The sequence below is a fragment of the Chryseobacterium sp. NRRL B-14798 genome, assembly GCF_050470705.1.
Taxonomy (GTDB): domain Bacteria; phylum Bacteroidota; class Bacteroidia; order Flavobacteriales; family Weeksellaceae; genus Chryseobacterium; species Chryseobacterium cupriresistens.
In genome coordinates, this window is the sequence record NZ_JBFLUL010000005.1 from 1,062,035 (window position 1) to 1,083,057 (window position 21,023).

The 21,023-nt window shown below is 36.1% G+C and carries 16 protein-coding genes and 1 tRNA gene; 12 read left to right on the forward strand and 5 right to left on the reverse strand.

Annotation, left to right across the window (positions count from 1 at the left end; all coding sequences use genetic code 11):
* Window positions 1-241 precede the first annotated feature (241 nt).
* On the reverse strand, window positions 242-652 hold the full coding sequence (locus AB1278_RS05130; protein ID WP_202841187.1) for a thiol-disulfide oxidoreductase DCC family protein: 411 nt from the start codon (window positions 650-652) through the stop codon (window positions 242-244).
* A 4-nt stretch (window positions 653-656) separates the two neighbouring features.
* Entirely contained in the window at window positions 657-1,124 is a 468-nt protein-coding gene (locus AB1278_RS05135; protein ID WP_202841185.1) for a heme-binding domain-containing protein, read from the reverse strand.
* A 433-nt stretch (window positions 1,125-1,557) separates the two neighbouring features.
* On the opposite strand from AB1278_RS05135, the gene katG reads away from it, so the two are divergent.
* The 7 genes from katG to AB1278_RS05170 all read left to right on the forward strand — a co-directional run bounded on the left by katG (window position 1,558) and on the right by AB1278_RS05170 (window position 14,988).
* A complete protein-coding gene (gene katG, locus AB1278_RS05140; protein ID WP_395974797.1) occupies window positions 1,558-3,834 on the forward strand; it encodes a catalase/peroxidase HPI in 2,277 nt (758 codons plus the stop codon).
* 558 nt (window positions 3,835-4,392) lie between these two features.
* A complete protein-coding gene (locus AB1278_RS05145; protein ID WP_395974795.1) occupies window positions 4,393-5,958 on the forward strand; it encodes a T9SS type A sorting domain-containing protein in 1,566 nt (521 codons plus the stop codon).
* 5 nt (window positions 5,959-5,963) lie between these two features.
* Window positions 5,964-9,182, forward strand: coding sequence for a hypothetical protein (locus AB1278_RS05150; RefSeq protein WP_395974793.1), 3,219 nt, complete (start codon window positions 5,964-5,966; stop codon window positions 9,180-9,182).
* A gap of 5 nt (window positions 9,183-9,187) precedes the next feature.
* Entirely contained in the window at window positions 9,188-12,775 is a 3,588-nt protein-coding gene (locus AB1278_RS05155; RefSeq protein WP_395974791.1) for a DUF6443 domain-containing protein, read from the forward strand.
* Between the two features lie 14 nt (window positions 12,776-12,789).
* Window positions 12,790-13,335, forward strand: coding sequence for a hypothetical protein (locus AB1278_RS05160; protein WP_395974789.1), 546 nt, complete (start codon window positions 12,790-12,792; stop codon window positions 13,333-13,335).
* A gap of 335 nt (window positions 13,336-13,670) precedes the next feature.
* A complete protein-coding gene (locus tag AB1278_RS05165; protein WP_395974787.1) occupies window positions 13,671-14,642 on the forward strand; it encodes an RHS repeat domain-containing protein in 972 nt (323 codons plus the stop codon).
* Between the two features lies 1 nt (window position 14,643).
* Entirely contained in the window at window positions 14,644-14,988 is a 345-nt protein-coding gene (locus AB1278_RS05170) for a hypothetical protein (protein ID WP_110011856.1), read from the forward strand.
* Between the two features lie 166 nt (window positions 14,989-15,154).
* On the opposite strand, the gene AB1278_RS05175 is transcribed toward AB1278_RS05170, so the two are convergent.
* Window positions 15,155-15,523 carry a helix-turn-helix domain-containing protein gene (locus AB1278_RS05175; protein ID WP_429817328.1) on the reverse strand — a complete coding sequence of 123 codons (369 nt, stop codon included), beginning with the start codon at window positions 15,521-15,523 and terminating at the stop codon, window positions 15,155-15,157.
* Between AB1278_RS05175 and AB1278_RS05180 the strand changes: the two genes are divergently transcribed.
* Genes AB1278_RS05180 through AB1278_RS05190 form a run of 3 tightly spaced genes read left to right on the forward strand, consistent with a single transcriptional unit; the run spans window position 15,516 to window position 17,320 of the window.
* The gene (locus AB1278_RS05180) at window positions 15,516-15,761 is read left to right on the forward strand and encodes a hypothetical protein (protein ID WP_395974785.1); all 246 of its coding nucleotides are present in this window, start codon (window positions 15,516-15,518) and stop codon (window positions 15,759-15,761) included. The genes AB1278_RS05175 and AB1278_RS05180 overlap by 8 nt on opposite strands.
* Window positions 15,754-16,794, forward strand: a complete 1,041-nt coding sequence (locus AB1278_RS05185; RefSeq protein ID WP_395974783.1) for an RHS repeat-associated core domain-containing protein — start codon at window positions 15,754-15,756, stop codon at window positions 16,792-16,794. The genes AB1278_RS05180 and AB1278_RS05185 overlap by 8 nt, the downstream gene beginning before the upstream one ends.
* Before the next feature lie 4 nt (window positions 16,795-16,798).
* Window positions 16,799-17,320: a hypothetical protein gene (locus AB1278_RS05190; RefSeq protein WP_202841177.1), complete on the forward strand. Its 522-nt coding sequence runs from the start codon at window positions 16,799-16,801 to the stop codon at window positions 17,318-17,320.
* Window positions 17,321-17,692: 372 nt separating this feature from the next.
* Here AB1278_RS05190 and AB1278_RS05195 read toward each other — a convergent pair.
* Window positions 17,693-17,763, reverse strand: a tRNA-Gln gene (locus AB1278_RS05195).
* Between the two features lie 375 nt (window positions 17,764-18,138).
* Between AB1278_RS05195 and der the strand changes: the two genes are divergently transcribed.
* Both der and upp read left to right on the forward strand, forming a co-directional pair.
* Window positions 18,139-19,449 (forward strand): ribosome biogenesis GTPase Der, encoded by a 1,311-nt coding sequence (der, locus tag AB1278_RS05200; RefSeq protein ID WP_110008006.1) that lies wholly within the window; start codon window positions 18,139-18,141, stop codon window positions 19,447-19,449.
* A 162-nt stretch (window positions 19,450-19,611) separates the two neighbouring features.
* Window positions 19,612-20,262, forward strand: a complete 651-nt coding sequence (gene upp / locus AB1278_RS05205; RefSeq protein ID WP_062676151.1) for a uracil phosphoribosyltransferase — start codon at window positions 19,612-19,614, stop codon at window positions 20,260-20,262.
* On the opposite strand, the gene AB1278_RS05210 is transcribed toward upp, so the two are convergent.
* Window positions 20,263-20,949 carry an alpha/beta fold hydrolase gene (locus tag AB1278_RS05210; RefSeq protein WP_137905768.1) on the reverse strand — a complete coding sequence of 229 codons (687 nt, stop codon included), beginning with the start codon at window positions 20,947-20,949 and terminating at the stop codon, window positions 20,263-20,265.
* Between the last annotated feature and the right edge of the window lie 74 nt (window positions 20,950-21,023).

Genomic DNA, 21,023 nt, shown 5'->3' on the forward strand with positions numbered 1-21,023 from the left:
GCAATGGGTAATGAGTAATTATTGATAATTGATAATTGATAATTGATAATTGATTAAGCTGGTAAGAGGCTGCTCTTCAGTTTAATTTCTATTAAACATTAAACATTAAACATTAAACTAGCAAAACTATACGTCTTAGTTGTCATTCCGTAGGAATATCTATACAAAGCATTAATATTGTAGGAAATTCTTACGGAATGATCTTTTTATAAGTTAAATGAAACGGTGTAAGAATCATTAATTACACCTGAATAAATTTTTTCTTCTGATGAAGGTCCGGTAAATAACATTTCTGGTTGGCCAGTTTCATCCTGTTTCTGGAAATAAGATCATAGGCCTTGTCCCTTAAAAATGCCGGAACGATTTTTCCGATAAACGAAAGTTTATATATGCCTCCCAACAAGTTAGCTATTTCCAGTACTGCCCTTGACTTGATCAGATAAAACCGTCCGGGTTTCCACAGATACATAGTATTGAATACATTGGTTTCCAGCCCTCTTTCAGATAAAAACTGCTGTCCGAAATCAGATTGAAGAGAAGCAAACATGAACTGGTCTTTATTGTCCCGTTCCAAAATCCACTGTACCCAGAAATTGCAGACTCCGCAATCTCCGTCAAAAAATACAATATGCTTATTTTCCCAATTTTCCATGACGTTATTTATTAAATAGGATTCCCCTTTCCGTGTCTTCTTTTACTTTTTTGAAATAATGGATAAGATCTGCACGCTGCTCATCAGAAAGTTTAGCATTCTGATGGCCTAAATAATAGGATTCAAGCGGCATCTCTTTTTTTTCAACCATTTCTATACATTCCTCAAGTTTATGAAGCTGTCTTTTAGGTTCATACACTGCAAAGGTAGAAAAATTAAGATGATTCCTGCCCTCGTCAATATGATTTTTTACCCACCATGACATCGGGGAGATATTGCTGTACCATGGATACTTTGTTTCATTGGAATGACAATCATAACATGATGTTCTGATTGTATGCGCTATCTTTTCAGGAGTATTTTTAATTTTCAGAAAATCCATACCGGGAGTTGGCGGCGGATTCGTTTTATCGATAGGAAAAAATTGTATGATGATAAATACAACGAGAACGACAACAATTATTTTTTTCATAGCGGATGTTCATGTTTTATAAATATAAAGATAGTTAATTTATTTTTAGTGAAAGAAAGTTAGAAGCTGGAAGAAGGAACAGCTTCCAGAAAATGTTGTAATAGTGTATTTTTTAGCAATTAATATGTTATTTTCATGGTGACGCCAAACATCCTCCTTTCAACTTCCTTCTCCCTTTACATTCTTACGTTGAGTAATTCTAAATTGGAAGGTATACTGTTGTTTTTATTTAAGTTAATCTTAAAAATGACTAACTTAATACCACAATTCTGACCAGATATTGTGCCGTTGAAAATATTTATTTATAGTTTTTAACTATCATTGAGATAAAAATTAATAGATTGTATTTATTGAGCAAACGTTGTAGGTTTGTGATGTTCTTAGAACACAATTGGAAACTGTATTAATCAACATAAAAAATAAATAAACGACAATGGAAAAAGATTTGAATGACATCAGTAAATGCCCGTTTCACAACGGAACAATGAAGAAGAATGTAGCAGGAGGAGGAACTCAGAATTCTGACTGGTGGCCTGATCAGCTTAGAGTAGATCTTCTGCGCCAGCATTCTTCACTTTCAGATCCTATGGATAAGGATTTTGACTATGCCAAAGCATTTGAAAGCCTTGATCTGGAGGCTGTAAAAAAAGACCTTCATGCATTGATGACAGATTCTCAGGATTGGTGGCCGGCCGACTTTGGTCATTATGGCCCTCTGTTTATCCGTATGGCATGGCACAGCGCCGGAACGTATCGTGTAGGTGACGGAAGAGGTGGAGCAGGAGCTGGGCAACAGCGTTTCGCACCGTTGAACAGCTGGCCTGATAACGTAAGTCTTGATAAAGCACGAAGATTATTGTGGCCCATCAAACAAAAATATGGAAGAAACATCTCATGGGCAGACCTTCTGATCCTTACGGGGAATATCGCTCTTGAATCCATGGGCTTTAAAACATTTGGGTTTGCGGGAGGACGTGCAGATGTCTGGGAACCGGATTCCGATGTCTATTGGGGATCTGAGAAGACATGGCTTGGAGGTGATTTACGGTATGCTCACGGTTCGGAGGGAGTAGCAGAAGGACATTCGGCGGTTCTTCCTACTGATGATAATGCAGACGGAGATATTCATTCAAGAAACCTTGAAAATCCGTTGGCTGCTGTACAAATGGGGCTTATTTATGTAAACCCTGAAGGTCCGGACGGAAATCCTGACCCTATTGCTGCTGCTAAAGACATCCGTGATACTTTCGGACGTATGGCGATGAACGATGAAGAAACCGTTGCTTTGATTGCCGGAGGACATACTTTCGGTAAAACCCATGGAGCAGGTCCGGCAGATCATGTAGGAAAAGAACCTGAAGGAGCCGGAATTGAACAGCAGGGATTAGGATGGGCAAGCACGTATAAGTCTGGTAGCGGAAGAGACGCGATTTCCAGCGGACTGGAAGTAACCTGGACAGAAACTCCTACCCAATGGAGTAATTACTTCTTTAAAAATCTTTTTGAAAATGAGTGGGAATTAACAAAAAGCCCTGCAGGAGCTCACCAATGGGTAGCCAAAGACGGTGCTGAAATCATTCCTGATGCATTTGATGCTGACAAAAAACATAAACCAACCATGCTTACCACAGACCTTTCGTTAAGAATGGATCCTGTATACGAAAAAATTTCAAGACACTTCTACGAAAATCCTGATGCGTTTGCCGATGCGTTTGCCAGAGCATGGTTTAAATTAACACACAGAGATATGGGACCACGCGCCCGTTATCTGGGACCGGATGTACCGCAGGAAGAACTGATCTGGCAGGATCCTATTCCGGAAGTCAACCACGAACTGGTCGATGAAAATGATGTGGAGGCATTGAAATCAAAAGTTTTAAATTCAGGACTAAGCAATACAGAACTGATATCTACAGCCTGGGCTTCCGCTTCTACTTTCAGAGGAAGTGATAAACGTGGTGGTGCCAACGGAGCAAGAATCAGACTGGAGCCTCAAAGGAACTGGGAAGTCAACAATCCTTCTCAATTGAATAAAGTATTAAATGTTCTGGAAGGAATTCAGAAAGAATTCAACGATTCTCAAAACGGAGGTAAAAAAATATCATTGGCAGACTTAATTGTACTAGCAGGAAATGCTGCTGTTGAAGTGGCTGCCAGAAATGCGGGTCAGGACGTAAAAGTTCCTTTTGCCCCGGGAAGAATGGATGCTTCTCAGGAACAGACGGATGTAGAATCTATGGGTTACCTTGAGCCTGCTGCTGATGGATTCCGAAATTATCTGAAAAGAAAATATACGGTGTCTACAGAATCTTTACTGATTGATAAAGCACAATTATTAACCCTTACCGCTCCGGAACTAACCGTATTGGTCGGAGGAATGCGTGCTTTGGATACGAACTTTGACGGTTCAAAACATGGTGTATTCACCAGCCGTCCGGGCGTTCTTACCAATGATTTCTTTGTAAATCTTCTGGATATGGGAACTCAGTGGAAAGCAATGTCAGATGACAGAGAATTGTATATCGGAACTGATCGGAAAACCGGCCAGCCAAAATGGACCGCTACGCGTGCGGATCTTGTTTTCGGCTCCAATTCTGAATTGAGAGCCGTGGCTGAGGTATATGGAAGTGCCGATGCACAAAGCAAATTTGTAAAAGATTTTGTGGCGGCGTGGACGAAGGTGATGAATCTGGATAGGTTTGATATATAAAAAGTAATTTTTTAGATAATAGAATCGGCTGCCCGGAAGGGCAGCCGATTTTGGTTTATCAATAGTAAAAATATTAAACTATTCATAATCAGTTTTAATGTAAACGTTAATCACAATGTTTAGATGGAAAAATATTATAGAGTATTTATTCAATGGAGAATAAATTAAATTTACAAGTGGTTAAAAATTAGATATTTAACCGATATAAAAAAATCATAACAAAAAAATTGTAGTTGATCAATAACTATTTTACTTTCGTAATGGTAATCAGATATAAAAAACTTATCAGGAAATATCATTGGAGAGTATTGTTTACAAATTCAATATATTACTTTAAAGTTTTTATAAATATAATACGACAAGTTTTGTCGCCTTGCAGGTATATCTTTGCTTTATTAAAGAAAGTTAATCAATTTTATTTGGGATAAACTTTAAAAATTTTAATTTTGTAAGTATTAAAAAACATGACCATGAAACAATAATTACACCTCGATAATTTGTGTATTTCTATATACACAATACATCAATCAATATTTACTTAACATTAATAACACAAGTATGAAAAAACTCTACATGTGTGCATTGTCTTTATGCACTATTACGGACATATTTGCCCAAGAGGTACTTTGGCAGAAAGATATAAAGTCCTCAGCTCAGGATTTTTTAAGCCAGATTACTACAACAATTGACGGACAGTATCTGATCATGGGAAGCAGTATTCAGACCGATAAGCTTAGGCAGAACAGCAAGCAGAACAACGGTTACGACTTTCACCTGATTAAATTAAACCAGCAGGGAGAACAGGTTTTTGAAAAGTATTTTTCTGGAAACAATCACGACTATTTATCTTCAACGGTTACTACTCAGGACGGTGGTTTTCTGATCACAGGTTCATCATATTCAGGAAAAGGACTTGATAAAAAGGAAGATTCTAAAGGTGGCTCAGACATTTGGTTAATTAGAATCAATGAATTTGGTGATGAATTATGGCAGAAAACTTTAGGAAGCTCATCAGATGAAGAAGCAAGAGCTGTGATTCAGACTACAGATCAGGGATTCTTTGTTGCTGGAAGTGTACAAAACTCATCTAAAGGTCATGGCTCAAAAGATGTCCTGATCATTAGGTTAGATAAGGACGGAAAGATTCTGTCTGAGCAAACATTGGGGGGACGTGGACTTGATGAAGTAGAGAAGATGATCCCTACTCGTGATGGAGGAGCGCTACTTGGAATATATTCCAGAAGTTCTATAAGTGGGACAAAGAAAACAGAAAACTTTGGCGAAGGTGATTACTGGATTGTAAAGCTGGATAAAAATGGGAAAGTAGAATGGGAAAAGAATTTCGGAGGAAAAGGCGATGATCATTTGAGGACGCTGGCCTTAACTTCGACGGGTTTTATCATTGGCGGAGAATCCAGATCAGAAAGGTCAGGAAACAAAACGGTAGGATTAGAAGAAGGTACGGATCTTTGGTTGATTTCCTTGAATGAAAGAGGAGATGAACAGTGGCAGAAGTCTTACAATTTTAAAAACAGAGATATCCTGATGGGAATGAGTGTTCTACATTCAGCTGATGATAAATATTCGAAAGGAATTTTATTGGGTGGTTATACTCAGGCAGAAGGAAGAATAGAAACTGATGATGAAACCTTTTGGATGCTCTATCTTGATCCAAATGGAAATGAACAGTGGAGAAAACACGTCAAAGGAGAATCCAGAAAGAAGGAAGAAAGACTTTCGGATTTAAAGCTGAACAGAGACGGTTCTATTGTTCTGGCCGGAACCAGTGCAGAAGAGCTGGGTAAAGAAAACTGGAAGATTGTAAAACTTGGAGACAAGCAGGTTGATCAGCTGATTGAAAAATATGATATCAAGATCTATCCGAATCCTGTTTCAGATTATGCTTACGTAGAAATAGGTTTTGATCCTTCGACAGGCTCAGGACAGAGTTTTAAGGATGCAGATATTCTGTTGTATGATATGAGTGGAAGACAGCTTCAGAGTATAAAAACTAAGAACAGAGTCACTAAGATCAATACCCAGGCTTTGGTGCAGGGAGCTTATCTGGTGACGGTAAAAACGGATAACAATAAAACGGCGAATGCCAAATTAATCAAAAAATAAACACAATGAAAAAAACTTTAACATTGGCAGGGATTATTCTTTCTGCTTTGATGTATAGCCAGAGTAATACTCCACAGGATTATACTGCCAATACTAATGATGCAGGTAAGCACATTCCTAAGATATCTCCGACGAGTCCTGAATCATTTAAATTTAGCCAGTATGGAAATGTTCCTATAGGAATGTTTACAGGTGCTCCTAATATTAATATTCCCATTACAGAACTTTCAGTTGATGGGACCAATATTCCCATTTCTCTAAATTATGCTTCTAACGGTATTAATGTGGATGAGATGAATGGCTCAGTTGGATTAGGCTGGACATTTATTTCAGGTGGAGTAATCACCAGAACCATAAGGGATAAGCCTGATGAACAAAGTAATTTTGTTGGTGGAGAGGTTCCATTAATAGAAAATTTCTCTACTCAATTAACAGAATACCTAAAACTCTGTGAGAATGATGATTTTGATTCTGAACCTGATTTGTATTCTGCCAACTTTGGTGGCTATAATATGAAATTTATGATCAATAAAGCTGGTAATATCACTATGTTAGATCAGAAAGATTATCAAATTAAAAAAAATGATAATGGAAATTTATTTTCAATTATTCTGGATAATGGAGTACGATATAATTTTAATGCTGTAGAAAATGTGCTAAACAGAACCCTGAATGTTGGCGGGCATCAGATTCCTTCACAATATCCGCAGTCATGGTATCTTACCTCTGTAGTCGCAGCAAACGGCCAAACACTCACTCTTGAGTACCAGGATGTAAGCTATACCAGTACTTTATCACAATCTCAAACTATGACCTACACCACAGGACCACAACAGAAATATGGAGATATAGGATCAGGCCCAAATGGTGGAAACTCCTGCCCTATGGTAGATTATGCATTACCGCCAAATAATATCGGCCTTATTGCCGAATCAGAACAGGAGGTATCAGGAAAACAGATCAAAAAAATATATGACTCAAACAATAACTCAATTGTTTTTACCTATTCAGTACAAAATGGAGATTATTCAAAACTGACTGGGATTAAAAAATATCATAACGATCAAGTAATAGATGATGTTACTTTTAATTATCTTAATACAAGTGTTTCAAGGTTGTTTCTGAGTGAAATCCGTAATAACAAAAGCAATTCTTCATATAAATTTTCCTATAATAATCCAGAAAGTTTTCCTTCAAGATTAAGTTTTTCCAGAGATATGTGGGGATATTATAATGGTAAGAGTAATAGTACTCTTATTCCCCAAATTTTTGATAGCAGTAATACTTCTGCCCCACAATATAATGGGGCTGATCAGAGTATTGTGCCCAATCTTGGACAATATGGACTGCTAAAAACCATAACTTATCCAACAGGTGGAAATACTTTATTAAACTATGAGAACCACAAAAAGAAAGATAATGTTTTGGTTCCTGCTACGAAGGCCAATATAGGAATTTCAACATTTAATCCTTTAGGTACATACGAGACAAATAAAGAAACCATTGTAATTCCACAAAAAACAGGACTTGTTCAAATTGGATTATCAAGTTACCTCTACTCATATGGTACTTGTAAAAATAGTCCTGCTTTACAAACAGGTAAGCAAAAAGCCAGTTTAGAAGTATTTGATCAGACAGGTAACCTTTTAACTTTATTGGAGTACAGCCCACTATATAATACTTATTTTCCTCTTGGAACCTCAACTGAAGCATCATTGAACACAAATAAAAAAGTTTTCGTGAATGTTAATAAAAATCAGCCTGTTAAAATAGTTTTAACAGCATTGTTTGCTTGTGCAGATGCATATGCTTCAACAACTTACTATGATAAAGATGATGAGTATGTTTTGCAGGATGTATTGTTAGGAGGATACAGGGTTTCATCAACTGTTGAGACTCCTATTGATGGGCTTCCTATTACAAGAAAATATAACTATGTAAATGATAATGGAGAATATTCTATTCATCAGACGCGAGAGCCTTTATTTAAAGAAAACAGAACTGCCGGTTCTGTATGTGTAGGAGGAGCTTTGACATCAACTACGCCTATTATTCTAAATTATACAGCGATAACTTCATCAAATATCGGGAGATTATTTTCATTTAATCCTAATATATTTTATGACACTGTTGAAGAAAAAATAGAAGAAAAAGGTAAAACCATTCATTATTTTAGCTCAAATACAGATTATTGGGGAGATCCAATTAAGGGGAGCTCAATTATATCGGCCCCATGGACTAATTCTGGATGGGACAATGGAAAAGAAATCCTGACAGTTTATAAAGACAATGCCAACGTAATTCTTAAAAAGGTTGAATTTAATTTCTCAGAAGATACTTCAAGAACATCTTATATGGGAGCAATTACCAGACGAAAAATATTTGAACCTGTTCTGAATGACGGAAATTGGAATAATTTTGAAAATTTAGATGCGGTATACTATAAAAATATTAGCCGTTTCACTTATCTGAAATCCCAAAAAACGACGGATTATTTTAATGGTAATCCTGTTGAAACTAAGATTGAGTATTTTTATGATAATCCTTCCCACCATCAATTAAAAAAACAGAAATACACTACGGCTGACGGGGTGATTAATGCTACGGAGTATAATTATGCTCACGAAAAAGGAAATCAAAAGCTAATTAATGCCAATATGATTGGTATCCCTTTAGAAACAGAAGTAAAGAAAAACTTGAATACTGTCTCTAAAACAGAAACGAAGTATGATAACCCATTGACTTTACTTCCAAGCTCTGTTGTGTCTACCGATTTGCAAAATACCCAAACCACAGAAGTTACTTACAATCAATACGATCCCAAAGGAAATTTGCAGCAATATACCGCAAAAAATGGTCTTTCAACAGTAATCATCTGGGGTTACAACCAAACTCAGCCTATTGCCAAAATAGAAGGAGCTAAATTATCAGATATCCAGCAGTCTTTAATGGATTCCATTATTAATGCTTCCAATACAGATGCCGCTGCTGCTGCTAATAATGATGAAACTTCATTTTTGTCTGTACTGAATACCTTCAGAAACAGTCTGCCAAACTATCAGATTACCACCTATACCTATGATCCTTTAATTGGGGTAAGAAGCATCACGCCACCATCCGGAATCAGAGAAAGCTATGTTTATGATTCCGCAAACAGGCTTCAGAAAGTGATCGATGTGAATGGCAAAGTGTTGAAGGAAATGAAATACAATTATAAAAACTAAAACTGATGAGAAAATTGATACTACCAATAGGAGCTCTGCTCTTATCCAATATAACTTATGCGCAGCTTTCTACGATTTCAAGCAATGAAAACTATATCCAGTCCAAAACGTATCTGGATTATAATGGAACATCTGCTACCAAATCCTCAGAAACCGTACAGTATTTTGACGGGTTGGGAAGACCAAAACAGGTAGTGAATGTCAAAGCATCACCACTGGGACGTGATGTAGTTACTCATATTGAATATGATCCTTTCGGAAGACAGGTTAAAGGTTATTTGCCTGTTCCCCAGCTTTCTACCAGCAATGGAAACTATTATTCAGATCCATTAGGTGTTTATCCTAACACCTACGGAAATGAAAAGATCTATTCTGAAAAAGTGCTGGAAAACTCTCCTTTGGACAGGATTCTGGAGCAGAAACAGGTAGGTAATGACTGGAACGGAAAATCTGTAAAGTTCAGTTATGATACCAACGGATTTAATGAAGTCTATCAGTTTACCACAACCACAAGCTGGGTAGATGGAGCTACTAAAAGTGTACTGAGCTTATCCTCTGCCACGGTTTATGCCCCAAACCAGCTTTATAAAAACTCTGTCAAAGACGAGGATGATAATGAAACCATAGAGTTTAAAAACGGTAAAGGTCAGGTTCTATTAGTTCGAAAAGTAAAGAGTTCTGCAGAACATATCGATACCTATTATGTTTACAATGAATATGACCAGCTGGCTTTTGTTATTCCTCCTCTGGCTGTTCATAAGCCTATTACGGATGATCTTCTCAATACCTTATGCTATCAGTACCGTTATGATGGCAGGGGAAGGCTGGTGGAAAAAAAGCTTCCTGGCAAAGGCTGGGAGTATATGGTGTATGATAAAGCTGATCAGCTTATCCTGTCCCAGGATACAGTTCTTAAAGGAAAAGGACAATGGCTTTTTACTAAATATGATCAGTTTGGAAGAATCGTTTATACCGGAATCACCAATAATGCTGCCAGCAGGGCATCAATGCAAAATAGTGTCAATGCCAATACTAATTTATATGAAACCAGAACTACTACACCTGGATTTACCTTAAATGGCATACCTGTAAATTATACCAAGCTTTCGACTCCCACCAGTGTTGCCCAGGTGTTAACTGTTAATTATTATGATACCTATCCTGCCTACAGTTTTAATCCTGCATTTCCTTCGACAATTCAGGGAGAGCCGGTATTGACTGAAACTCCTACAGCTGACGGAAGAAGTACCAAAGGACTACCTGTAATGAGTTTTGTAAAGAATATTGAAGATAATAACTGGACAAAGAACTATACCTATTACGATCAGAAAGGAAGAGCTATTGGAAGTCACTCCACTAATCATCTGGGAGGATATACCCACACAGAATCCAAACTGGATTTTGCAGGTCTTGCTTTGCAAACCATTACCTCGCATTTACGAAAGGCAGGTGAAACAGGAATCACTGTAAAAGAACGCTTTGTATATGATAATGGAAACAGACTAAAGGAACATTATCACCAGGTAGATAATAATCCAGAAGAGCTATTGGCTAAAAATAGTTATAATGAACTCTCTCAATTGGTCAACAAGGAGGTAGGAAACAATCTTCAGAGTATTGATTATGCCTACAATATCAGAGGATGGATGACTGATATTAACAAAGCCCAGATGAGTCTTACGGATTTAGGAGGCAAGCTTTTTTCTTATAAAATCAAGTATACTCAGAAAGAAGGTGTTACCAATGCTGACCCTGCACTATTTTCAGGTAAAGATGTACTTCCAAGATACAACGGCAATATCGCAGAAGTAGACTGGAGATCTGTTGAAACATTGGGCGTAAATCCTTCGTTAACCCCAAAGAGATACGGTTATGCTTACGATAAACTCAACAGGCTGACGGCAGGATACTATCAGAATCCCAACAACCCATACAGCAAAGAAAATACAGAATCTCTGCAGTATGATGTAAATGGTAATATTACCGCCCTTTACAGGACTTCTGTGATGGAGAATGGAAGCAATACCGCTACGGTAATTGACAATCTTGCATATGATTATATGGGAAACCAGGCTGTTAAAATTAAAGATAACAGCGGTAATAATACAGGATATGAAGGTACCGCTGGATTACCTATCGGATATGATGTCAATGGAAATATGATTTCAATGCCCGATAAGCAAATCTTAGACATCAAATACAATCATTTGAATCTTCCTCAGGAAATGAGTATAGATTTCGGTACTGCTGGCACTGTTATCAATAACATGTATAGAGCAGATGGTACTAAGCTGGAAAAAACCTCTGTAACCAGTGTTTCAGGATATTATACCGTTACTACTACTACAGAAAAGACAGAGTATCTGGATGGTTTTCAGTATTTTAAAAGAGATGTCGTTACTTCAGGAGGAGGTGGGGAAATTGAATTGATGACAGCAAGAGCAATGGAACCTCAGGCTTTTTCATTGGAAAATACTACCGTTTCTCTCCCATCAGCCAAAACTCCGGATTTACAGTTTTTCCCTACTTCTGAAGGGTTTTATGATTATCAGAAAAATCAGTATATTTACCAATACAAGGATCACTTAGGAAATGTAAGAGTGAGCTTTGGGAAAAACAGCACAGGTGTTCTTGAAATCGTGGACAGTAATGATTATTATCCATTTGGGATGAACCATCTGAAAACCGGTAATGCTTATTTTGGACAGGATAGTTTTAAAAAGTACAAGTACAATGGCAAGGAATTACAGGAAACTGGTATGTATGATTATGAAGCAAGAATGTATATGCCGGACATTGGAAGATGGGGGGTGGTGGATCCGTTGGCGGAAACTTCCAGACGTTGGAGTACTTATGCATATGCTTACAATAATCCGATTAGGTTTATTGACCCGGATGGAATGCAGGCAGAAGATAAGATTAAGATCTTTAACAATGGTAACATAGAAAGAACAAAAGACAATAATGCTTATGATACTATTACAAACGAAGATGAGTCTAAGTCTATCCAAATCGCTCGTACCAATGTTTCTGAAACAAATCCTACAGGAGACTCACAAATAGGCGAGTTGAAGAATGAAAAGGTTTCAATTGCAGGAGTTGGACCTGATTTCGGTTATTTCCAAATAAATGATTATAATACAGCTACACAAGTTTTCGAATTTATAGCAGATAATACTTCTGTAGAATTTGGGCAGGATAAATTTGATTTTTCTGACGGATTTTCTACAAATGTAATAAGCACAAATTACAATGAGACTAAGCATGCAAGTGCTGCTGATGTTTTGGCTAATCATAATCTGACTATGGGGTCTGGTACAATGCATATAACAAAAGATGGGGTGTATTCTGAAGCTGTTCATTCCCATCCCGGATTTGAATATAATCCTTCTGGATTTAGTGAAGGAAATTGGAACAAAGGAAATCCAACATTTGGCGTAGCATATAAAGATGGTGGTGATAAGGGACGTTCAAAAAGCAATAATGCAATATCTAAGTATGTTTATAATACATGGCTAAAAAATAACGGTGCAAATGGTGGGTATGTAAAATATAATTACAATGAAGCAGTATATACAGGAAAGAAAAAATAAATCAATCTAAATCTATGAAAAAAATACTTTTAATTACTCTTGTTTTCTTTTTTACATTTAATAAAAGTGCTATTAAAAAACAAGATTTACATAATATTATCAAAGGATATATAGAATATATTTCTAAAAAACGAAAAGTTGATAATAGGAATGAAATATTAGCAGTGAGTTTTCACGACCAAACAAAAGAGAAAAGTGAATATTCAATTGATGTAGCTTTTTTCAAACCTGAATTTATGGAAGGTATTCAATATAAGAATGTTTATATATTTGAAGGTTATAAACTTATACTACCTGATAATGAGTGTAAAAGCATAGAGAAAATGTTTAAAAAAACCAAATATGAAAATTTCAATCAAAAGAAAACAATGATTAATGATGATTTTGAAAATTGGCATATTGTTTTAAACAAAAAAAATGAAATAACTTTTTTATCACCAGTTCCGATTTCGGGGTGTATGAAGTCAATTTTAATGAATAGAAAATTAAAATTCTCTGATACATACGAAGATGTTACATTTTCTAATCCTTCTGCTGATTGCTCGACGCTTACACATTAATACTCTATACAATTATAACCCCCCCCGCTGGCGCGAGCGTCTCGCTCGTGTCCAAAAGTAAAACAGAACCTCTGCAACAGTGGAGGTTTTTTTATACTATAAGCTGTTTCAGTCGATTATATACCTTCATCTAATATAATTATCTAAATTTATCACGAAAGATTACCCAGAACTCTAAGGTAACGGATTATATTTACAGAGCAGACGGAGTGAAACAAAAAAAGGTTTTCGGAACATAAACAATCGATTATCTGGACGGCTTTCAGTATACCAATTCGATATTAAAGTTTTTCCCAACGGCGGAAGGATATTTTAATGTTGAAACCGGAAAGTATGTGTATAATTATACAGACCACCTTGGAAATACAAGATTAAGCTATGCTAAAAATGGAGCAGGGACAGAGATCATTGAAGAAAGCAATTATTATCCGTTCGGATTGAAGCATGAGGGGTATAATGTATTGATGGGAAATCCTTCGTATAAGTACAAGTACAATGGGAAGGAGCTTCAGGAGTCTGGAATGTATGATTATGGCGCAAGATTCTATATGCCGGATATTGGACGATGGGGAGTAATTGACAACAAGGCTGAAAAATATTCACCGATGTCCCCATATATCTATGCAGGAAATAATCCTATTGCATTTATAGATCCTGACGGAAATGAATTAATTCTTTCATTTGCAACTGCAACTGCAAGACAATCTTATGAAAACTTAGTAAATTCTTCACTTGGGGGGAAATATGAAGCTGTTTATACTCAAATACAAGGGACAAATACATATAAAGTTACTCTTAATATGATTAATAAAGATGCTACCTTAACCAAAGAACAACAGGCTTTCTATGATAACTATAATGAGGTCATTACAGCAAAAGAAATTGTTAGTCAAGATTTAGTAGAAAATGACAAATCAGTTGTGGTTGGAAGTTTTCAAACAGGTGAGATTGATATGGCAGATGTTTTAGAATTTGATAAAGTTGGAAAAGGAGGTACAAGTAGTGCAGGAGCTATAACTCATGAGCATATTGAGCAGCTGGAAAAAGCTAAAATGGGACTCAAAAAAGGCGACATAGGAAAAACAGAAACAGATGCTGCCGGAAATACCACATATCCCGATTTTAATAAGGCTCATGCAAAAGCTTTTAAGAAAGAGGGTAAAGTAAATGGAAATGAAAGAATAGAAACTGAAGGTCCGATGAGTATCAATGTATTCCAAGAGAAAGACAAAACCAAAACTAATCAAGCTATTTGGAAAAACGATACTACTGGAGGAATAACGGTTAAAAAAACAACATTACCATAATATGAAAAATATATTTTTTATTTTAGTATTATTACTGTTGGTGAATTGTACCAACTCTGTAAAGAAAAGTAATAATGTGTATGTCGATGGAGACTGTATTGAAAATTTAGATTTCAAAAAGGAGTATTTTTCTAATATCAAGATTATTGATAGTCTAATAAATAAAAATGAAGGCAGTCAATTTAATAAATCCCTTGTATTTATTTCAAAGTATTCCCATGTTTCTTTTGAAAGTAGACTTAATTATGCTGGTCTGTATCCATCTGGAGTTTATGAGAAAGACCGAAAAGGTTGGATAGACTGGTATGAGAAAAATAAGTGTAATAATATACAGTTTAAGAAATAATATTTTAAGGCTCCCTCTCATGAAATAGGTACTGAGATAAAAGTTGTCAAAAGTATTATGGGGACTCATTATGAGGGGTGAAATTGTAAGTTATTCCCCCCGCTGCCGCGCGATTGTATCGTGTGGCAGATAATAAAAAACCCTCGCAATTTGCGAGGGTTTTGTTTTATAGAGCAGCAATATTTTTCTGCAGATAATCTTTAAAACGTTTTTTAGAGACGAAAGTTTCAATAAGTTTTAGGAGAATATTTTTTTCTTCGGTGTCGAGTTCGTTGATGAGTTTTAGTTGTTCCAGAACTGCGGTATCTTCCATAGAAACTTCGTTGGGAACATTATTTTTTTCATTGAAGAAAATAATATCATCGACAGAAATCCCGAAATGTTTAGCGACAAAAACCAACTTGTCAACAAGAATATTCTGTTGGTTGTTTTCCATTTTAGAATATCCGGTTCTATGCGTGTGCATCAAATCACCCATATCCTGCTGTGTTAAACCTTTACTCCTGTGCTGGCGCGCACGCTCGCTCGTGTCTATACCCCAGAAGGTAAAAAAAGTTTTCGGAACAGAAACAACCGATTATCTGGATGGTTTTCAGTATTTTAAAAGAGATATTGTTACTTCAGGAGGGGATCCGGGAGGAGAAATTGAATTGATGACAGCAAAAGCAATGGAACCTCAGGCTTTTTCATTGGAAAATACTACCGTTTCTATCACGTCAGCTAAAACTCTTGATTTACAGTTTTTTTCTACTTCTGAAGGATTTTATGATTAAGAAAAATCATTACATTTACCAATACAAGGATCACTTAGGAAATATAAGAGTGAGCTTTGGGAAAAACAGCACAGGTGTTTTTGAAATCGTAGACAGTAATGATTATTATCCTTTTGGAATGAACCATCTGAAAACCGGTAATGCTTATTTTGGACAGAATAGTTTCAAAAAGTATAAGTACAACGGAAAGGAGTTGCAAGAGACGGGGATGTATGATTATGGAGCGAGATTCTATATGCCGGATATTGGGAGATGGGGTGTGGTTGACCCTCTTGCTGAAACTTCAAGAAGATTTTCTCCATATAACTATGCTTTTAATAATCCGATAAGATTTATCGATCCTGATGGAATGCAGGCAGAAGATAAGATTAAGATATTTAATGATGGTACTATAGAAAGAACAAAAGACAATAATGCTTATGATACAATTACTAATGAAGATGAATCCAAGTCTATACAAATTGCAAGAATAAACGTATCAGAATCAAATCCAACAGGAGATTCGCAGATAGGAGATGCTAAGACAGAAAACATTAAAACACAAGGTCATGATGGAGAAGCAGGATCATCTAGATATACCTACTTGCAAATACAAAATTATGATGTTGCAACCCAGTTTTTTGAATTTGCTGCTAGTAATACAAAAGTCGAATTTGGACAGGATAGATTAGGTTTTTCAGATGGTTTTTCTACAAATATTATAACTACCAATCATACAGCTAATTCGAGTTCTAGTATAGCTAAGACAATTGGTTATGTTAATGTAAGTCTACCAGGGTCAAGCTCTTCTCATTTTATAAATATGGCAACTATTCAAGAAAGGGTTCACTCTCATATACCAGGTTCAGAACCTGGTCCATCAGGATTTACTTCTTTTCTTAGAAATGGAACATGGGTAAGTGAATTATCACTACCTTTAGGTGATCGTGTAAAGTATGATAATATTAAAAATTCATATCAATATACGCCTAATGTAGGCTATTTTAGATATAGTAATGAAGCATCTGTATATACAGGTAGAACAAAAAAATAAAAATATGAAAAGATTTTTCTTACTAATGTGCATTATAATTCTTTGTAGTTGTAAAAATAATTTTAACAGCCAAAAGAAAAATAACTTATATCAAAATATAGTTAAAACATATATTGAATATAGAAACTCAGAAAAGATTCTAAGTAAAGAGGAAAACATATTATTAATTGGAGCTAATACCAGTAAATATTATGAAAATAGCTATTGGGTGGATGTTACTTTTGTAAGTCCAATGTTATTGCAAGATGCAAAATACACTAAAGTCTATCAAATAGATGGTTATAAATTAGTTATAGATGAATCATCTAAAAAGTCAAATATTTTAAAAAACTCTTTTAAAGAAACTAAATATAAAAATTTCAATTTAGCAAAAGAGCTAATAGATTACAATGTAAAAAATTGGCATATTATATTTAATTCTAAAAATGAAATTATTCGCATAACATCTCCATATCAAAAATCAAAAGAAATAAAAGAATTGCTTATGAGAAAAGGAATAAAATTTTCAAAGGACTACGAAGAGTAAAATTATATAGTAAATATGAGAGACTACCTTTGAGGCAGTCTCTCTTTATAGTAAGCTGTAAGTGCTACAAATATAATAGTAAAGAGTCGCAGTGAGACAGGTGCGAAACTTCACATGGTAGATATTGGTAGGTGGGTAGTAAAAGCCCCTGCTGTCGCGAGCGTCTCGCTCGTGTCCACGAATAACAAATAGCCCCAAGTTACCGCACGAATCCTTTCGTCTGGTGAAATAATAATAACCACTGCTATTTTTGCGGTAGTTTTTTGTTTATAAACAGGTTCAAATAATGCCGGCAACCCGAGAATAAGGTTTAACGCTTAATGGGATTGTAAAAGAAAAAACAAAAAACCACCCTTGAAAAAGGATGGTTTGTAGACCCACAGGGATTCGAACCCCAGATGACTGAACCAAAATCAGTAGTGTTACCGCTACACCATGGGTCTGTTTCTATGCCGCGAAATTATAGAAATTATTTTAAATATGAAAATCTAAATTAAAGATTAATTAACATAATTAGTAAGAAGACAGCTTTATGTATTGATATCCAAAGAATTATTTTTCATTAAAATTTTTAAAAAAAGTCTTCTTCTATCCATAAACATTAGATTTGTGGATATTACTTGCTCATTTTGATGAGTAGGGTTTACATTAATTTATTCGAGGAATAATAACTTCCCGCTTCCTTCTTCCAGCTCCCATCCTTCAAAATTCAGTTAAATAATAAAACCTTATCTTTGCAAAAAATTGGGCTCCAAAAGTTGGAGTAACCCATTAATAACATATCCTGAGCAAAGCAAAAGGATTATTAAACATTTTTTATGTCAAATATTGTCGCAATCGTTGGACGTCCCAACGTAGGAAAATCCACGCTTTTTAATCGTTTATTAGAAAGAAGAGAAGCTATTGTAGATTCTACAGCTGGTGTTACAAGAGACCGTCACTACGGAAAATCAGACTGGAACGGAGTAGACTTTACCGTAATTGATACCGGAGGTTATGATGTAGGTACAGATGATATCTTCGAAGAAGAAATCCGTAAGCAGGTACAATTAGCGGTGGATGAAGCCACTTCTATTATCTTTATGATGAACGTGGAAGAAGGGCTTACTGATACAGACCACGAAATTTACAGACTTCTCAGAAGATCCAACAAACCTATTTATATTGTTATCAATAAAGTAGATTCTTCCAAGGAAGAACTTCCTGCAACAGAATTCTATCAGTTAGGAATTGATAAATATTATACACTTTCTTCTGCTACAGGTTCAGGAACAGGGGATTTGTTAGATGATATCGTTAAAGATTTCCCTACTACAGAATATAAAGATCCATTTGAAGGATTGCCTAAAATTACGATTGCAGGCCGTCCAAACGTAGGAAAGTCTACCATGACCAATGCTTTATTGGATGTCGAAAGAAATATCGTAACCGATATTGCAGGAACTACGAGAGACAGTATCCAGACTTTATATAACAAATTCGGACACGAATTTGTGTTGGTAGATACTGCAGGAATGAGAAGAAAGTCTAAGGTAAACGAAGACCTTGAATTCTACTCTGTAATGAGATCGATCCGTTCTATCGAATATTCTGACGTCGTGATCATCATGGTTGATGCTACACAAGGATGGGAATCTCAGGATATGAATATCTTCGGACTGGCTCAGAAAAACAGAAAAGGAATCGTAATCCTAGTGAATAAGTGGGATTTGATCGAGGACAAGCAGACCAATACGATGCGTGATTTTGAAAAATCAATCAAAGATAAAATCGGTCAGTTCCAGGATATTCCAATCTTATTCGTTTCAGCGTTAACGAAACAAAGAATTTTAAAAGCTGTAGAAGTAGCTATGCAGGTTTATGAAGACCGTAAGAAGAAAATTAAAACTTCAAAACTGAATGAAGTAATGCTTCCGATCTTCGAAAATACACCACCGCCGGCATTGAAAGGAAAATATATCAAAATCAAATATTGTGTTCAGCTTCCTACACCGTCACCACAGTTTGTGTTTTTCTGCAACCTTCCACAGTATGTGAAAGAACCATATAAAAGATTTACTGAAAATCAGCTGAGAAAAGAATTCGGATTTACCGGAGTTCCGATTGAAGTGTATTTCAGACAAAAATAATAGAACAAATGTTCATCGGAAATCTCCGGCAAGCGAAGCTTGCCGGAGATTTTTATATCACCCAACCAGACTTTCTCTTCCAGCCCGATCTTTCAATTCGTTTTTTAGTTGTAATTTTGCGGCAATTAATATCAATTAACTGAAATTAAAAATAAAATTTTCATGCTTACTATTTTATCGCAACACTTTTCTCTTGTCAACGAATGGATTAACGAACTTAGAAACGTTACAATCCAGCATGACCGAATGAGATTCAGAAGAAATATGGAAAGAATCGGGGAGATTGCCGCTTTTGAAATCAGTAAAGGACTGGAGTACAGAGAAGTTGAAATTCAAACTCCTTTAGATACAATAAAAAGCAGGGAAATAGCCGTGCAGCCGGTTATTACAACCATCTTAAGAGCAGGTGTTCCGTTATTCGAAGGAATCCTGAACTATTTAGACAGAGCAGACTGCGGTTTTGTGGCAGCTTACAGAAAACATGATGCCAACGATTATTTCTCAATCAAACAGGATTATCTTACGTGCCCAAGCATTGAAGGCAGACCCCTTATTGTAGCTGATCCTATGCTTGCAACTGGTGCTTCTCTTATTGAAGCCATCAAAGATTTGCTGACCAACGGAAATCCAACCCAGCTTCATATTGTTGCAGCCATTGCATCGAAACAGGGAGTTGAAACTGTTCAGAATGCATATCCTGAAGCTCATATCTGGGTAGGAGCAATTGATGAACACTTAACTTCAAAAGGGTATATCACACCAGGATTGGGAGATGCCGGAGATTTGAGCTACGGAGAAAAACTTCAGCGATAATTAAGAAAGATTCCAGAAATCTTTTATTAAGTTCAATAATAAATCAGGTCGTACTTTATCCATAGGATGCTTTGTATCCGGAAGTACGGCCAGTTTTGCATTTGGAAGGCTTCTGTAAACCCTTGAACTCTCTTCCAGCGTTACCATATTATCTTTATCACCCACCATGATTTGAACGGGAGTGGTAATCGTAGCAAAATTATTTTCCAGAGGCGGATTTTTACCTAAATCAATCATTAAATCAGCAATACCAGGAAGAAGCTGTTTCCACTTTGTTCCGTGCTGTGATTCTAAAAGCTGGGCATACTGCGGAATTTTTTCAAGAATAACATCCGGATTAAGCATCTTACTTTCTTTTAAAGCCTGTTCTTCAGTCCAGTCGAACTTTGTGCCCAGTGTTATAACAGAATTTACATTGTCAGGATTTTCCATTGCGTAGCAAAGTGCGACATAACCACCCATACTGTGCCCGAAAATAGATACGTCTGTCAGATGGTTCACTTTACAATACTCGGATAATTCCTCGACATACTTTTTAATATTGAGGCCGTCTTCAGGAAGTTTCAGGTCTCCATGTCCTGAAAAAAGAGGAGTATGAACTGTAAAATAGGATGACAGGACATTCAGGTAAGGTTTAAAAATGTCGCTGTGACCTAAAGCTCCGTGCAGTAAAATCAGATTGGGCATAGTTGTATAGTTTTCTGAAAATTAGGAAAAAGAATTGAATCGTGAAAATGGATGAGGCGGAAGTGTAAGAGTGT